Consider the following 15,886-nt stretch of genomic DNA (forward strand, 5'->3'; position numbering starts at 1 on the left):
TAAAATAGCCGATTTAGTTGCGCCGTATCTGGCGTTAGGCCAGGCGATCGGCCGATTGGGGTGTTTTTTAAACGGATGTTGCTACGGCAAGGCTGTGAGCTGGGGATTATTTTTTCCGGTTCACGGCGCTCATCTTCATCCGGTTCAGCTGTACACGTCATTCGATCTTTTGATCATTTTCTTCATTCTGAAAAAATATCAGCGCCTAGAAAGAAATTCCGGGGAAACGTTCGTTCTTTATTTGATCCTAGCTTCCCTAGAACGGTTTTGCATGGAATTTTTGCGCGCTGACCATGTACAAGTTTGGTTGGGTTTAAGTATTTTTCAAATTGTCAGCATCACCATTTTTGCGGCCGCAACCTATGTCATCCTACTTATTAGAAGTCGACGAAAAAAATAATGATCTTCGGCTGGATGTTTTTTTAGCTAAAAATCTTGCCGACATTCCTTCCCGAAATTTTGCCCAAAAATTAATTGATGAACAAAAAGTAACGGTTAACGGGCGCGTTGTTAAGGCCCACGAAAAGGTTCTTTGCGGCGATCGGATCAATGTTGATGCCGAGCTATCTTTTCGAGATAATGTTGAGCCGGAAAATATTGCGCTTGATATTTTTTATGAAGATGAAGGTATTCTGGTCGTCAATAAAGATCCCGGAATGTTGGTCCATCCGGCGGCAGGGAGGAATTCCGGAACGCTAGTTAACGCAATTCTTTATCATTGCAAAACCCTTTCAGATGTTAATTCGTCGTTTCGTCCGGGAATCGTGCATCGGTTAGATGAGGCAACATCGGGCTTGATCGTGGTTGCCAAAAATAATATCGCGCACACCAGGCTTGCCGAGCAATTTGAAAAACATACGGTTAAAAAACAATATTTAGCTTTGGTGGAAGGGCTTGTAGAATTTGATGAAGGGCTTATTGATGCTTCGCTGGGACGCCATCCGCGCCAAAGAGAAAAACAATCTGTCTTAGCTTACGATGCCAGAGAAGCCAAAACGGTGTACCGTGTTTTAAGGCGTTCCCAGAGAAATTCTTTGGTTGCGCTTTTTCCGGAAACAGGCCGGACGCATCAACTGCGTGTTCATATGGCGCATTTAGGGCATCCTATTTTAGGTGACGAGAAATACGGCAAGAAAAGCTCTTTTCATCGTTTAGCGCTGCATGCCCAGTCTTTAGGTTTTTTGCATCCCGTTAGCTTAGCCTATCTGGAATTTACCACACAATTTCCCGCCGACTTTAAAGAGATGCCGTAAGCAAACGCCAAAGAATTAAAAAATACGCTTTACTTAAACCCTGCTTTCCATATAATAATATCAAAGCTTTATAACTTCCAAAAAGGGGCGTGAGGGAATGAATAATTCAGGAAAGACACTTACCATTATTCTTATCGTTTTATCCGTTTTGCTTTTATCATTTGCCGCCATCGAAACATTTTACTACTCCGTTGAGAAAAAAAGAGCCGATGCCTTGCAGGAAAAAATTGACCAGTCAAAAACTGTTGAGGCAAAACTTACCGAAGAGATCGCTCAAACCAAAAAGCAAATTTTTGTTTTAGAGGAAAAAAATAAAGAAGCCGAAGCCAAGATCGAAGGCTTGATGGATGAGCTGGAACTACAGCAAGGCTTACGCGATCAAATGAAAATAGAAAACGGGGCTCTCAAAGAAGCCATGGATGCCGAAACCAAGGCAAAAGGGGAGCTGCAAAAAACTTTGGCGGATGTTCAGCAAAAAGCTGTTTCGCTTCAAGAAAAATTAAAAGCGGAAGAAAAACAGCGCATGGATCTGGAAATCAAAATAAAAGAATTGTCTTCGGGGGAAGATATTCCATCCGGAGTTGAGCTCGAAAAGATCGTCGTTATACCCAATCAGTCTTCCGAGGGGCGGGTTGTCAGCGTTGATGCGGAAAATAATTTTCTGATCTTTAACCTCGGCCAACAGCAGGGGATTATCCAGGATGTGGTGTTGTCGGTCTATCGCAATGATCAATATCTAGGCGATGTAAAAGCGGCTCGCGTCCAGGCTGATATGTCGGTGGCTGATTTTATCGCGCCTTTGACCAGCCAGCAAGTGCAGAAAAACGACAGAGTTATTGTGAAGAAATGAATTTGATTGTCCGGCCCACGCCTGTTCTTAAGGGCAGTTTTTATCTTCCCGCCTCAAAATCCTATTCTATTCGTGCGTTTATCATTGCCGCCTGCGGCGGAACCTCAAAAATTATTTCTCCTTCAAATTGCGATGACGCAAAAGTTGCCGTTGATGTCGCACGTCAGCTTGGCGCGAAAATAACTCTATCAAAAAAAATCTGGACGGTGCTTGCGCGCGACAAAAAAATAACAACGCGCCAAATTGATGTCGGAGAGTCCGGAACTGTTTTGCGCTTTTTGCTGCCGCTATTGGCGGTTCAAGGAAATTCCATAAGAGTTATCGGCACGGGAACTCTTAAAGGGCGCCCAAACTTGTCTTTAGTGAAAACATTGAAAGCAATGGGAGCGTGTATTGACGGAAGCGGTTCGGTGCAGTCTATTCCGATCGATATAAAAAAGGGGAAGATCCGCGGCGGAAAGATTTCGATCGCAGGAACGGTCAGCTCACAATTTATTTCCGCTCTTTTGATCGCTTGCCCTGAATTGCGAGAAGATACGAAGCTTTTTGTTAAGGGAAAATTAGTTTCGCAAGATTATATTACGATGACCCGCCAGGTTTTAAAAAAGGCGGGAATACAAATTCAGGATAAGAAAAAATATTTCCATATTCCGGGACGGCAGAAGTTTAAAGGATTGAAGAATTTTATTGTTCCCTCTGATTACGGACTAGCCGCATTTTTTCTTGTGGCCGGTGCTTTGTTAAGGTCTCGAATAACCCTTAAAGGATTTTTGAAAGATGATCTGCTTCAAGCCGATGGAAAGATCCTGGATCTTCTACGAAAAATGGGAGCTCGTTTTGTTAAGACAAACCAAGGGACCACGATCTCCGGCCCGTTCCATCTAACGGGAGGAAGTTTTTCGCTAAAAGACTGTCCGGACCTTGTTCCGATCATGGCAGTAGCAGCTTTATTCGCCAAGGGAAAAACACGTCTTTACGATATTGGCCACGCCCGCGTTAAAGAATCAGACCGGATCAGCGATTTGCGCAAGGAGCTCCTTAAAATCGGCGCAAATGTCAAAGAAAAAAGAAACGAACTTATTGTCGTTCCAAGACCTTGTTATAAAAGCAATATTTCCGTGAACCCTCATCATGATCATCGTCTGGCCATGGCTTTTAGTGTTTTGGGATTAAAATTAGGCGCGAACATAAAAGACATTGAGTGTACGGCGAAGTCTTATCCTGATTTTGTTAAAGACTTAGCAAAATTAGGAGCGCGAATTTCTAAAGTTAAAAATCGTTGACAGGGATTTTATTTTCCGATATGATTGCTGTTAATACAAGGAAATCATAATGTTACAAAAAATCATAAAACTCTGCAAAAAAGCTATCAATTATGTCCTAGGCCTTTTTTCCAATGATATTGGGATCGATTTAGGAACGGCGACAACCTTGGTTTACGTGAAAGGGGAAGGTGTTGTTCTTTGCGAACCTTCTGTTGTGGCCATTCAAAAAGAGACCAATCGCGTTGTTGCCGTCGGGGAAGAAGCCAAACGGATGCTAGGGCGTACTCCCGGCAATATTGTTGCTATTCGTCCCATGAAAGATGGTGTTATTTCTGATTTTGAAATCACCGAAGCGATGCTGCGTTATTTTATTAAAAAAGTCCACCGTCGACGGGTTTTAGTCCGTCCAGCGATGGTTATTGCTATCCCCTCTGGCATTACGGAGGTCGAAAAACGTGCGGTGAGAGATTCTGCTGAGCGTGCAGGTGCCCGGTCGGTTGACTTGATCGAAGAACCTAAAGCAGCAGCCGTTGGTGTCGGCCTTCCGGTGGAAGAACCGGCGGGAAATATGATCGTCGACATTGGCGGCGGTACGACGGAATTTGCCGTTATTTCTTTGGGCGGGATTGTTTATGCAAAATCTATTCGTATCGCGGGCGATGAAATGGACATGGCTGTTATTGAATACTTAAGAAAAACTTACAACTTGATGATAGGTGAACGTACGGCTGAAGAAATTAAAATCCGTATTGGTTCAGCTTATCCGCTGGATGAAGAATTAAGCATGGATGTGCGCGGCCGGGATTTGATCGCTGGGTTGCCGAAAACCGTTACCATTACTTCTGTAGAAGTTCGTGAAGCGCTCAAGGAACCTGTGCAGGCGATTGTCGATGGAACAAAGGCGACGCTTGAACGTACGCCGCCGGAGTTGGCATCAGATTTGATCGATCGAGGCATTGTGATGGCGGGCGGAGGATCGCTTTTACGCGGCATTGATAAATTGCTTGCCGAAGAAACAGGTTTGCCTGTTCATATTGCCGATGATCCTTTAACAGCGGTTGTTTTAGGAACGGGCCACACGCTTAATATGCCGGCTCGTTTGCGCAGGCAGTTGGTTGTCCCTACAAAATTGGATTTCTAAATTTCCCTAACGTGTGTTCAAACGAAATAAAAAGTATTTAGTTTATCTGCTCGTTTTAATCCTTCCGGCCCTCTTTTTACTATCTCAACAAACGGCATTTTCGTCTTTTAAGCTTGGCATCGTTCAGAGCAATTCTTTGCCGGTGCGCATTATTCTGCTGCCTCTTTTGGAGCTTAAAAAGATCGTCTTTTATCATGCGACATATAATGAGTATACTCGTCTTAAAAATCAAGTTGATGCTCTAAAAAGCAAATTATCTCGTCAGGAAGAAATATTCCGTGAGAATGCCCGCCTTAAAGAACTTTTAGATTTCAAGAAAAATACGACCATCAATTTGATCGCCGCGGATGTGATCGCTCGTGACCCGTCGGGTTGGACGTCGGCGGTTATCGTTGATAAAGGATCGAGAGAAGGCGTTCGCCAAGGGATGGCTGTTGTCGGTGCTTCCGGGATCATTGGCAGAATTGTTGAAGTCGGGAAAAAAGCAAGCAAAGTGATGCTTCTAAACGATCCGGGTTTTAGCGTTGCGGCTGTGATCGAACGAAGCCGGGAGGCCGGTTTGATCACGGGGACTTTGCAAGGTGTTTGCCGCATGCGCTATCTTTCGCCTCAAGCAGACATTAAAGTAGGCGACCGGGTCATCACATCTAAGTTAAGTTCTATTTTTCCGGAGGGTTTGCCGATCGGTGAGGTGATCAGTGTCCAAGAAAGTCAAAGTAGCCCCACGCTGGAATGTTTTGTAAAGCCTATCGCTTCTCCCTCTCAGATCGAAGAAGTTCTTATTAAGAAATAATTCTGATGAAAAAACGAAACAATCTGGCAGTTAGAAAGATTTTTATTATTGCGGCAATATCCATTGTTTTCTTTGTTGCCGAATCTATTTTATTTTATTTTTTCAGATCTTGGGTTAAACCAAATCTGCTGATCCTGTTGGTTATTTTCTTTAATATGCACCAAGGGATCCGTTATGCTTTGGTGGCGGCAGTTTGCGCGGGGGTTTTAAAAGACAGTTTTAGCGGAAGTCTTTTTGGCTTATATCTTTTTTCATTTGTCGCGTGCGCTTATTTGATGGTTGCGCTAAAGAAATATCTTTTTGGAATGGAATTTAAATTTTCAACAACACTGATGACATCCGTCATGATCATTGTTAATGCGGTGATGGTTTTTCTCCTTCAGTCGTCTTATTATACGGTCGATGCGCGTGAAGCATTGATCTATATTGTGTTACCGGAGGTCATCATAACCTTGCTTATTTTTTCCTTTATTTTTGAGAAACTAAAAAAATGCGCTTTAAAATTTTCCGTATAATTGTCCGATTTGGTTTTATTGCGATCGTTTTCGGGCTGGTCCAAACCCAGATCGTTCAAGGAGATTATTATCATGCCCTGAGCATGAACAATCGTATCCGCGTTGTTCCTATTGAAGGGCGTCGAGGCCGTATTCTTGACCGCAACGGAGTTGTTATCGCGGACAATCGCGCCTCATTTGATGTGATGATCATTCCGCAGGAAATTCGCGACCGTGAAGAATTATTCGCCCATTTAAGCAACACGTTAGCGATTCCCAAAGAAAAACTTTTAAAGAGATTTGTGCAGAAAAAACTTGCCCCGTTCGCTCCGGTCGTTATTGCCGAAGATATTAATAAAGACCAGGCGATTGTTCTTGAGGAAAATAAGTTCCGTTTCCCGGCTGTTGTTGTCCAGGCTAATTCAAAACGCTTTTATCCGTTCGCTCAAACTAACGCGCATCTTTTAGGTTATGTTGGGAAAATTGATAGCTCTCAGATGACCGAGCTTAAAGAATACGGTTATACGATGCAAAGCATTGTCGGGAAAACCGGCATAGAACAATATTATGACCGATATTTAAAAGGCGAAGGGGGAGGTTTGCAAATCGAGGTCAATAATCTTGGCCGGCAAGTTAGGCTTTTGGGGTTAAAAGAGCCTATGAGCGGACAAGATATTGCTTTAACCGTTGACCAAAGAGTCCAGCAGGCGGCCATTGATTCTTTAACCGGCCGAAGAGGAGCTGTCGTGGTCATGGATTTGGATACGAGCGAGATCATTGCTATGGTAAGCTCGCCTTCATTTGATCCGAATAATTTTGTCCGGGGAGAAAATCTGTCAGATTATTTTAAGAATTCGAACGTGCCTCTTTTAAATCGCGCCACGAATGGCCAATATCCCGCAGGGTCGGTTTTTAAGATCATTGATACGATTGCCGGCTTGGAAACCGGAAAGATCAACGCGCATACTTCTTTCAGCTGTCCGGGATTTTATCAATTGGGAAGAAGGAGATTCCATTGTTTGCACGTTCACGGGCTTCAGGATCTCATGCAGGGCTTGGCGCATTCGTGCAACGTCTATTTTTATAATGTCGGAAATATTTTAGGGTCAGAAATAATGGCGCAGTACGCCCGGATGTTCGGGTTAGGAACGGCGACCGGCGTTGATGTTTTCTCGGAAGCCTCGGGATTAATTCCCTCGCGCAAAGGAAAAGGAGACGCGTTAAATTTAGCTATCGGGCAAGGGGAACTTTTGGTCACTCCCATTCAACTTACGTGTATGATATCGCGCGTGGCGAATAGCGGTAAAGAACCCCAGCCGCATTTTATTAGATCTATTAATTCGATGGATGTGGAGCTTAAATCTTTAACGGCGCGCCCGGTTCATTTGAAAGACAAGACATTTGAAATTACAAAGGCAGCCCTTCGAGATGTTGTTAAAAGTGAAACGGGAACCGCCCGGGTTTTGAACATTAAAGACTTGGAAGTTTCCGGAAAGACAGGAACAGCGCAGTCATCCGGCGGGCGCGCTTCACATGCCTGGTTTGTAGGATTTTGCCGGTCAGAGAAAGCCAACATCGCTTTTTGTGTTTTTCTTGAGCATGGCGGAACAAGTTATTACGCGTGCGAGGCAACGAAAGAATTATTACTGCGCATGAAAGAACAAAATATTTTGTAATCAAGGAACTATGTTAAATGCAACGTCAGCTTGAAAGAACAATTTGGATCGCTACCATTGGAATTATGGCCGCGGGACTCGTGACGCTTTATAGTGCTTCACAATTTAGCGTCCGCGTAACGCATAAGATCTTTTATGATCAGCTTTTTATGGCGCTCATAGGATTAGCGCTGATGTTTTTCTTAAGCCGGTTTGATTATAAGAGATTTTTTGACGGGGCTAATCTTTTATATTGGGTAACGGCTGTTCTTTTGGTATTGGTTCTAGTTCTAGGAAGAAATATTTTGGGGGCGAAACGGTGGATCGAATTTGGTGGCATTAATTTTCAACCGTCCGAATTAGCTAAATTTTCTCTCATTCTTATTTTGGCCCGGTATTTCAGTCAGCGAAAAAATTCCTTTTCTTCTTCGTCGCGTGGTCTATGGGAAACATTATTCCAAGATCTATTCTCTCCGTTATTTTTAACGCTTGTTTTAGTTTTGTTAATTTTTAAGCAACCGGATCTTGGCACGGCGATATCGCTTTTCTTTATATTCCTGGTGATGCTTTTTTTAAGCGGAATACGCTATCGTTATTTTCTATCATTTGTTGCCCTTATCTTAGCCGTCATGCCGTTTTTCTGGCATATTTTAAAACCTTATCAAAAAGATAGGCTTCTGGTTTTCCTAAATCCCAACATCGATCCTTTGGGCGCCGGATATACCATTATTCAATCTAAGATCGCTGTTGGTTCAGGAGGGCTGTTGGGAAAAGGCTGGTTGTCCGGGACACAAAACCAGCTCAACTTTCTGCCCGAGCGCCACACGGATTTTATTTTCTCAGTTGTCGGGGAAGAATGGGGGCTCGCGGGAAGCCTGTTGGTGGCATTTCTTTTCTTTGTTCTGGTTAATTGCTCTTTTCGGATCATTCAAAATACGAAAGACCGTTTTGGGTTTTTGGCAGGTGTTGGCATTGTCAGTATTATCGCTTTTCAAGTTGTTATTAACATCGGAATGGTTTTAGGGTTATGTCCGGTGGTGGGCATTACTTTGCCTCTGGTGAGCTATGGGCGTTCATCGTTTATGGTATTTGTTGTTATGATCGGATTTTTATTAAGCTTAAACAAAAAACGGATGATGTTTTAGCTTTTAAAATAATCTTTTATTTCTCCATTCGCCAGAAACATTAGCTACAATTACTTAGGGAAGCGGTTGACAAATAATTGCTACCCAAGTTAGAATTATAAATATTAATACTAGAAGCGGGAAGCGAGAGGTGACCTGTGAAGGATTTTCTTAGAAAGATATCTTTTCATTCTCAGGGCTTGCGGCGCAAGCTGGCCATTGCCTTTGGGTTGATCTTTGTCGCTATTTTAGTTTTACTGAATTATCTCTTTCCGCACTTCTCGTTTTTTGCCGCGAAGGCCAACGTCCATCTTGTCTTGGCCATCGTTTTTATTATCGTCATTTTAGGATTTGTTACGGTGATGCAGATCATTGAACCGGTAATCAAGATCAGCACCGAAGCAAAAAGAATCGCAGAAGGTGATTTTGACCATACGATCAAGCTTATTCGAGATGATGAATTAGGGCAGCTGGGAGACTCCTTGAACCGTATGACCGTGCGCATTAAAGAAAACATGGAAGAATTGCAAGTTTTTAGCCAAAAGACAGAGACGATCAACTCGGAGATCAATAAACGGATCTTAGCGCTTTCAAGTTTGCTTCAGATCAGTAATCTTATTTCACAAAATGCGAAATTAGAGGAGATCATCGAACTTGGCGTTGACCGGTGTTTAGCATCGGGAGAAATGACATTGGGGTGTTTGATCTTGAAGGATAGAAAAACCGGGGAATTTTCTGCTTATTCTTTACGCGGCACGAAAAGCAAGGAGGTGATCGATCAAGGGTTAAAAGAGTTTAAGATTAAGCCCAATGAAGGATTTTTGGGAAAAATAATCTTAAAACACGAATCTGTTGTTGTTGACCGGGATACTCGCAGTAATGCGGATCTTGAGGAATTCCGTAAAAGATTTCTTATAAAAAATGGCGTTATTGTCCCTATTTCTTCTCGGGGAAATGTATTTGGCCTTCTTATCGTCGGTAATGAAGCGGATGATTTTTTCTGTATGCCGACCGATCTGGAATTGCTGGATCTTTTAGCCAAGCAGATCTCTATTGCGATCGAGAATGATCTTCTAGCGACGCGGGTTGAGAAATTAGAGGTTATTGACAACCTCACGGGGCTCTATAACCAGGTGTTTGTCAAAGACCGTTTAGATGAGGAAATAAAACGCGCGATCCGTTTTCAGAGGCCGTGTGCTTTTGTTTTGTTATCGATCGATCGATTTGAAGAATATCGCAGCGCGTTTGGGCATATCGCGGGAGAGGGTATTCTTATCCAAATGGCTGCTATCTTGAGAGAAAATATAAGCGAGGTGGATAAGGCGGCGCGTTTTGGAGACTATGAATTCGCTTTGATTTTGCCGGAAAAAAATAAACGCCAAGCGATTGAAATAGCGGATGCGATCCGACGAAGAGTAGAATTTCTTTTTTCTGAACAAGGCGATTTTCGAAAACGGCTAACGTGTATTGGCGCTGTCACAGAAAATCCTGTCGATGGCGTTGTCGCGGAGGAGTTGATCCTTAAGGCAAGAAATATTCTTCAAGCAATGAAAAAAGAGAACGGTAATAATCGAATCGCGCATAAAACATGACATATAAAAAAGTTACCAATAAACATTTGGGCGAGCTATTAGTTGAGCGCGGCATTATTAACCGCGAACAGCTCGCGATGGCCATTACTTATCAGCAGCAAAAAGGCGGACTGATCGGCGAGGTATTAGTTGAATTGAAGTTTGCCTCTGAAGAAGATATCGCTCAAGCCTTGACCTGTCAGTATGGTTTTCCGTACCTTCCTTTGGCCAATTATGAAATTGATGCGGAAGTCATTGGCTCTATCCCGGAAAATGTTTGCCGGCAGTTTTGTCTTATCCCGATTGACAAGATCGGGAAAAGCCTGACTTTGGCCATGGCCAATCCTTTGAATGTGCAAGCGATCGAGGACGTTGAGCTTATTACGGGCTGTAGCGTTCAGACATTTGTCAGTACGGCCACTGATATTAAAAATTCTGTTAACCGATATTATATAAAAAAATAGAAAATGTTTTCCCTCAAAGATAGATTAAAAGAGATCCTTATCCAGGATAACATTATCAAGCAAGAAGATCTGGATAAGGCTTTGGCCGACCAGAAAGAAAACGGCGGGGAATTAAGTAAGATCCTCGTTAAGCTTGGACTGATTTCCGAAGATAACCTCACGCTTTTATTAAGCCGTGGTTTAGGCATGCCGCCCATTGATGTTACTCGCCTGAAAATTGATCCCGAAGTTGTTAAAATGATCCCCCAGGAAGTCGCTGTTAATTACAAGATCATTCCTGTTTCAAGGATCGGTGACAGCCTCACGCTTGCCATGGCAGACCCGCTTAATATTTTTGCCATTGACAATGTGAAAGCTTTAACCGGCCTTGCCATTAATCCCATCATCGGGCGCACCAAAGATATCATGCAAGCCATCGAGACGTATTATACCGGCGACACGACAACGCAATTCAGCAAGATCATTAAAGATATGGTTGATACGGAAAATCTTGAGCTGATCAAGGAAACCAATCTTGATATGGCCAGGGATGATATTGAGCATTTAACACAAGATGCGCCGATCATTAAATTAACGGATGCGATCATTAAACAAGCAGTCAATGCCAAGGCGAGTGATATTTTTATAGAACCCATGGAAAAAACTTTGCGCATTCGCTATCGCGTCGATGGAATGATCCGGGAAATGGACCGCATGGCCAGAAGCCTTCACGTCTCCATTGTGTCACGCATTAAAGTTATCGCTAATCTGGACATCTCTGAACATCGCTTGCCCCAAGACGGCCGCATCAAGCTTTTAATTTCCGGAAAAGAAGTTGATCTGCGCGTGAGTATTCTGCCGGCGGCATACGGAGAGAATGTGGTTCTTAGAATTTTGGACAAAACCTCGGCTATGTTGGATATTTTAAAGCTAGGTTTTAATGATAGCACGATGGAAGATCTAAAAAAAGTTTCCATGCGTCCTCATGGGATGATCTTGGCTTGCGGTCCGACGGGTTGCGGAAAAACGACAACGCTTTATTCTATTTTAAAATATATTGATTCTCCGGAAAAAAATATTATCACCGTCGAAGACCCCGTCGAGTATCAGATGAAAGGTATTAGTCAGGTTAATGTGAGAACGGAAGTGGGATTAACGTTTTCCGCGAGCTTGCGGTCTATTTTACGTCAAGATCCCGACATTATTCTGATCGGAGAAATTCGTGATTTTGAAACCTTGGATATTGCTGTTAAGGCGGCGCTTACGGGCCATTTGGTCTTAAGTTCTTTGCATACGACGACGGCAGCCGGTTCGGTGGTACGCATGATGAATATGGGGTTGGAGCCATTTTTACTTTGCTCCTCTGTTTTAGCGATCGTGTCACAGCGTTTACTTCGCAAAGTTTGTACGGTTTGCAAAGAATCTTATACGCTTTCGGCGGAAGCCGCAAAAAAATTAGGTTTGGGTAAAATTGTACACGATAAAGAAATTTCTTTGTTTCGAGCCAAGGGATGTAAACAATGTTTCAACAGCGGTTATAGCGGAAGAGTCGGCATTAGCGAGATCCTTGTTTTAACACCCAAGGTCAGAGATTTGATCATGGCACGCGGCGGAGAATTTCGCATCAAGGAGGCAGGGCGTTCGGAAGGTATGGTGACCATGAGAGAAGATGGTTTTCAAAAAATGCTAGCAGGCGTCACAACGCTCGAGGAAATCTTGCGCATTACAGCTCCGGACGATATCGGGATCAAGGGATAAATGGCAAAAACATTAAAAGAAAAAATTCTGGATTCTTTGATCGAGCTTAAGAGCCTAAAGAAAGAGGACGTTGATTCGGCTGTTACGCTGCAGAAATCAAAAGGGATAAGTCTTGAAAAAGCTCTGATCGAAAAGGGGTTAGTCACCGAGCAAGAATTTCTTATTTTACTCGTCAAGGAACTTAATATCCCTCCGATCAATCTGGCAAAATATAAAATTGATCCCGGCTTACAACAGGTCATTCCTGAGCGGATTTCCCGTCAGTACCACGTTATTCCTATCTCCGAGTTAGGGCACACTATTACGATCGCGGTTTCTGATCCTTTCAATATTTTTGCCATTGACGATCTGAAAAGTATCACGGGAAGAGATATTGATGTGACGATCAGCACGGAAACAGAGATTCTCCAGGCTATTGATAATTTTTATGGAACAAAAAAAGATGTCAATGTCGCAGATGTTACCAAGGATATCACGGCAGACGGGCTTGAAGTTATCGGCGAACAACAGTCGGAATCGGCGGAAGTTTCTCTTGAGGAAAGTGAACAGGCGCCCATTGTCAAGATGGTCGACCTTGTTATTAAGGAGGCCTTAAGACAGCGCGCCTCTGACATCCATATTGAACCGACGCCTGATAATATGCGCGTTCGTTATCGCGTTGATGGTATTTTAAACGACATCCTCAATATTCCCAAAGCCAATCAAAACGCGGTGATCGTAAGAATCAAAATTATGTCTCGGCTGGATATTACTGAAACGCGTATTCCGCAAGACGGCCGGTTTAAAATGCGGGTCGCTAATAAGGAAGTTGATTTTCGCGTTTCACTTCTTCCGACAACATTCGGCCAAAAAATCGTTATGAGAATTTTGGATAAATCGAGTTTATCGATCGGCCTGGAAGGGCTTGGTTTTTTTCCTGATTCCGTCGAACATTTCAAGGAGGCCATTGCGAAACCTTTCGGCATGATCCTTATTACGGGGCCGACGGGAAGCGGAAAATCAACAACGCTATATTCCATCGTTAATAAATTAAATACGGTTGACAGGAATATTGTTACGGTTGAAGACCCTGTAGAATATTTGGTCGAAGGATTGACTCAAGTGCATGTTCGCGCTGATATCGGACTGACGTTTTCTTCCGGATTGAGATCTTTGCTGCGCCAAAGCCCTGATATCATCATGGTCGGTGAAATTCGCGATTCCGAAACAGCGGATATTGCCATTAAAGCTTCCTTAACGGGCCAACTTGTTTTCTCAACACTGCATACCAATGATGCGCCGGGTGCCTTGACGCGTCTTGTGGATATGGGCGTTGAACCGTTTTTGGTTGCATCCAGCTTGGTAATGGTTTGTGCTCAGCGTTTATGCCGGAAGATTTGTTCAAAATGTAAAGAGCCCGTCAATATCCCGGATTCGGCCCTGAAAAGTTTTAAACACAAAATCCCCAAGGACGCAGTTTTTTACCACGGTAAAGGATGTGATAATTGCAAAAAAACCGGTTATCGAGGCCGTATGGGTGTTTTAGAAATGTTTGCGGTTGATGATCCTGTACGAGAGATGCTGGTTAAAGGGTGTTCTTCGGGGGAAATCAAAGATTACGCGGTAAAAGAAAAAGGGATGTTAACGCTTTTTGACGATGCGTTTCGAAAGTTTACGTCAGGGATGACGACCTTAGAAGAAGTTTTGAGAGTCACTTCGGAAGAATAAGCGTAAATGCTTTTAAAAGTAGCTATTGTGAAATGATTTTGCAAAAAAATAAGAAGCGGTTTATTGCAAAATATGATAAACTCATCCGAAGAGTTTTGGATTTCTTGGAAATAAAAAATAAGAGGAAGGCTTAAAAGGAACAGTATGGCTTTTTCACGCAGAGATCTTATTTCTAAAAAGCAGCTTTTGGGGCAAATCTTGATCAAGCGAAATTTGCTAGCGGCAGATCAGCTTAAAGAGGCCCTGGAAGTTCAAAAAAAAGATGGCGGTGTTTTGGGAGAGATCTTAGTCAATCTTGGTTATGTGACCGAGCGGGACATTGTCGTGGCATTGATCGTTCAATGCGGTTTTCCCTATATTGCCGTAAATAAATATGAAATTGACCCTAAAGTTACTCAACTTATCGCGGAAGAAACAGCGCGTAAATTTCACGTTATCCCGCTTGATCGTGTTGGCGATGTCTTAAGTGTTGTAATGGCCAACCCGCTTAATTTACCAATGATCGAAGAATTGGAAAATACCACAAAGTGCAAGATCGCGACATTTATCGCGACAAAAACAGAAATTGATGAAGCTATCAGCCGTTGGTATAAAAAGGGGGCATAGGATAAATGGCAACGTTTAAGTATGTCGCAAAAGACCAGAGCGCTCAGACGATCTCGGGTAAAATTGTTGCAGATAATCAAAACGATGTTATTGAAGAGCTGCGTAAGCGAAAGCTTATCATTATTTCCGTTAGCGAGGTCAGGGAAACGGGATTTAAAGATCTTTCATTTGGTGGAAAATCGGTCAAGGCTGATGATCTTGTTATTTTTGCCCGGCAATTAGCTACCATGGTTGATGCCGGTATTCCGCTTTTGCAGGGCATGGACGCCTTGCAAGAGCAAATGACCAATCCTTATTTTAAGAGCGTTATTGCTTCTATCCGTGACGAAATCGAAGTGGGAAACAGCCTTTCTATCGCGTTTTCAAAATATCCAAAAGTTTTTGATACCTTATTCATCAGCATGGTCAAGGCGGGCGAAACGGGCGGCATGTTAAGCGCCATTTTAGACCGCGTGGCCGGCTATATGGAAAAATCTCTTAAGTTAAAAAGAAAAGTTCAAGCAGCCATGGTGTATCCGATGGTTGTTATATCAATGGCCATTGTGATTACTCTCGTCTTGTTGATGAAGGTCGTTCCTACCTTTACAGGGATTTTTGCTTCTTTGGGCGGCGAATTACCCGGGCCGACCAAGTTTCTTATTGGGGTAAGCGATGCTTTACAACACTATTTTATTTACTATTTGGGCGGTGCCATTCTTCTCTATACCGGATTTGTTTTTTATGGGAAAACAGAAAATGGACGGTATCAGATCGATCGAATTAAGCTTAAAGTGCCTGTTTTCGGTGATTTGTTAACTAAAGTTTCCGTGAGCCGTTTTAGCCGCACCTTGGCAACCTTGACGCAAAGCGGTGTTCCAATTTTGGCGTCGCTGGATATTGTCGGAAAAACATGCGGCAATAAAGTCTTGGAAATTGCCGTTAACAATGTTCGAAATAATGTCCGCGAAGGAGAAAGCATTGCCGCTCCTCTTGTTAAAAGCAATGTTTTTCCTCCCATGGTCACCAGGATGATTTCGGTTGGAGAAAAAACCGGTGAAATGGAAAAGATGCTTGTTAAAGTCGCTGATTTTTATGACGATCAAGTGGATGCGGCTGTTTCAGGGCTGACTAGCATGATCGAGCCTTTGATCATTGGTTTCTTGGGCGGCATTGTCGGATTTATCGTTGTGGCCCTGTTTTTACCGATCATTAAGATATCAACGATGATCCAGGCCTAGAGGATTAAC

At 43.1% G+C, this 15,886-nt stretch carries 15 protein-coding genes; all 15 read left to right on the forward strand.

What is annotated here, in order from left to right:
- Window positions 1–400: prolipoprotein diacylglyceryl transferase family protein (locus WC676_06955; protein ID MFA5060347.1), on the forward strand; the 400-nt coding region annotated here is incomplete at its 5' end.
- Window positions 363–1,253, forward strand: coding sequence for an RluA family pseudouridine synthase (locus tag WC676_06960; protein ID MFA5060348.1), 891 nt, complete (start codon window positions 363–365; stop codon window positions 1,251–1,253). The genes WC676_06955 and WC676_06960, both read left to right, overlap by 38 nt.
- Window positions 1,254–1,350: 97 nt before the next feature.
- The gene (locus tag WC676_06965) at window positions 1,351–2,103 is read left to right on the forward strand and encodes a hypothetical protein (protein ID MFA5060349.1); all 753 of its coding nucleotides are present in this window, start codon (window positions 1,351–1,353) and stop codon (window positions 2,101–2,103) included.
- Entirely contained in the window at window positions 2,100–3,386 is a 1,287-nt protein-coding gene (aroA, locus tag WC676_06970; protein MFA5060350.1) for a 3-phosphoshikimate 1-carboxyvinyltransferase, read from the forward strand. The genes WC676_06965 and aroA overlap by 4 nt, the downstream gene beginning before the upstream one ends.
- Before the next feature lie 49 nt (window positions 3,387–3,435).
- A complete protein-coding gene (locus WC676_06975; GenBank protein MFA5060351.1) occupies window positions 3,436–4,509 on the forward strand; it encodes a rod shape-determining protein in 1,074 nt (357 codons plus the stop codon).
- A gap of 13 nt (window positions 4,510–4,522) precedes the next feature.
- The gene (gene mreC / locus WC676_06980) at window positions 4,523–5,302 is read left to right on the forward strand and encodes a rod shape-determining protein MreC (GenBank protein ID MFA5060352.1); all 780 of its coding nucleotides are present in this window, start codon (window positions 4,523–4,525) and stop codon (window positions 5,300–5,302) included.
- A gap of 5 nt (window positions 5,303–5,307) precedes the next feature.
- Window positions 5,308–5,817: a rod shape-determining protein MreD gene (mreD, locus tag WC676_06985; protein MFA5060353.1), complete on the forward strand. Its 510-nt coding sequence runs from the start codon at window positions 5,308–5,310 to the stop codon at window positions 5,815–5,817.
- Window positions 5,793–7,472 (forward strand): penicillin-binding protein 2, encoded by a 1,680-nt coding sequence (gene mrdA / locus WC676_06990; GenBank protein MFA5060354.1) that lies wholly within the window; start codon window positions 5,793–5,795, stop codon window positions 7,470–7,472. Before mreD ends, mrdA begins: the two co-directional genes overlap by 25 nt.
- A gap of 17 nt (window positions 7,473–7,489) precedes the next feature.
- The gene (gene rodA / locus WC676_06995; GenBank protein MFA5060355.1) at window positions 7,490–8,596 is read left to right on the forward strand and encodes a rod shape-determining protein RodA; all 1,107 of its coding nucleotides are present in this window, start codon (window positions 7,490–7,492) and stop codon (window positions 8,594–8,596) included.
- A 137-nt stretch (window positions 8,597–8,733) separates the two neighbouring features.
- On the forward strand, window positions 8,734–10,167 hold the full coding sequence (locus tag WC676_07000; GenBank protein MFA5060356.1) for a diguanylate cyclase: 1,434 nt from the start codon (window positions 8,734–8,736) through the stop codon (window positions 10,165–10,167).
- The gene (locus WC676_07005; GenBank protein MFA5060357.1) at window positions 10,164–10,610 is read left to right on the forward strand and encodes a hypothetical protein; all 447 of its coding nucleotides are present in this window, start codon (window positions 10,164–10,166) and stop codon (window positions 10,608–10,610) included. The genes WC676_07000 and WC676_07005 overlap by 4 nt, the downstream gene beginning before the upstream one ends.
- A 3-nt stretch (window positions 10,611–10,613) precedes the next feature.
- Window positions 10,614–12,347 carry an ATPase, T2SS/T4P/T4SS family gene (locus WC676_07010; GenBank protein ID MFA5060358.1) on the forward strand — a complete coding sequence of 578 codons (1,734 nt, stop codon included), beginning with the start codon at window positions 10,614–10,616 and terminating at the stop codon, window positions 12,345–12,347.
- Window positions 12,348–14,054, forward strand: coding sequence for an ATPase, T2SS/T4P/T4SS family (locus WC676_07015; protein MFA5060359.1), 1,707 nt, complete (start codon window positions 12,348–12,350; stop codon window positions 14,052–14,054).
- A 144-nt stretch (window positions 14,055–14,198) separates the two neighbouring features.
- Complete coding sequence (locus tag WC676_07020) at window positions 14,199–14,660, forward strand: hypothetical protein (GenBank protein ID MFA5060360.1); 462 nt, start codon at window positions 14,199–14,201, stop codon at window positions 14,658–14,660.
- Window positions 14,661–14,665: 5 nt separating this feature from the next.
- Window positions 14,666–15,877 (forward strand): type II secretion system F family protein, encoded by a 1,212-nt coding sequence (locus WC676_07025; protein MFA5060361.1) that lies wholly within the window; start codon window positions 14,666–14,668, stop codon window positions 15,875–15,877.
- Window positions 15,878–15,886 lie beyond the last annotated feature (9 nt).

Source organism: Candidatus Omnitrophota bacterium (assembly GCA_041649175.1).
Classification (GTDB): domain Bacteria; phylum Omnitrophota; class Gorgyraeia; order Zapsychrales; family JBAZNR01; genus JBAZNR01.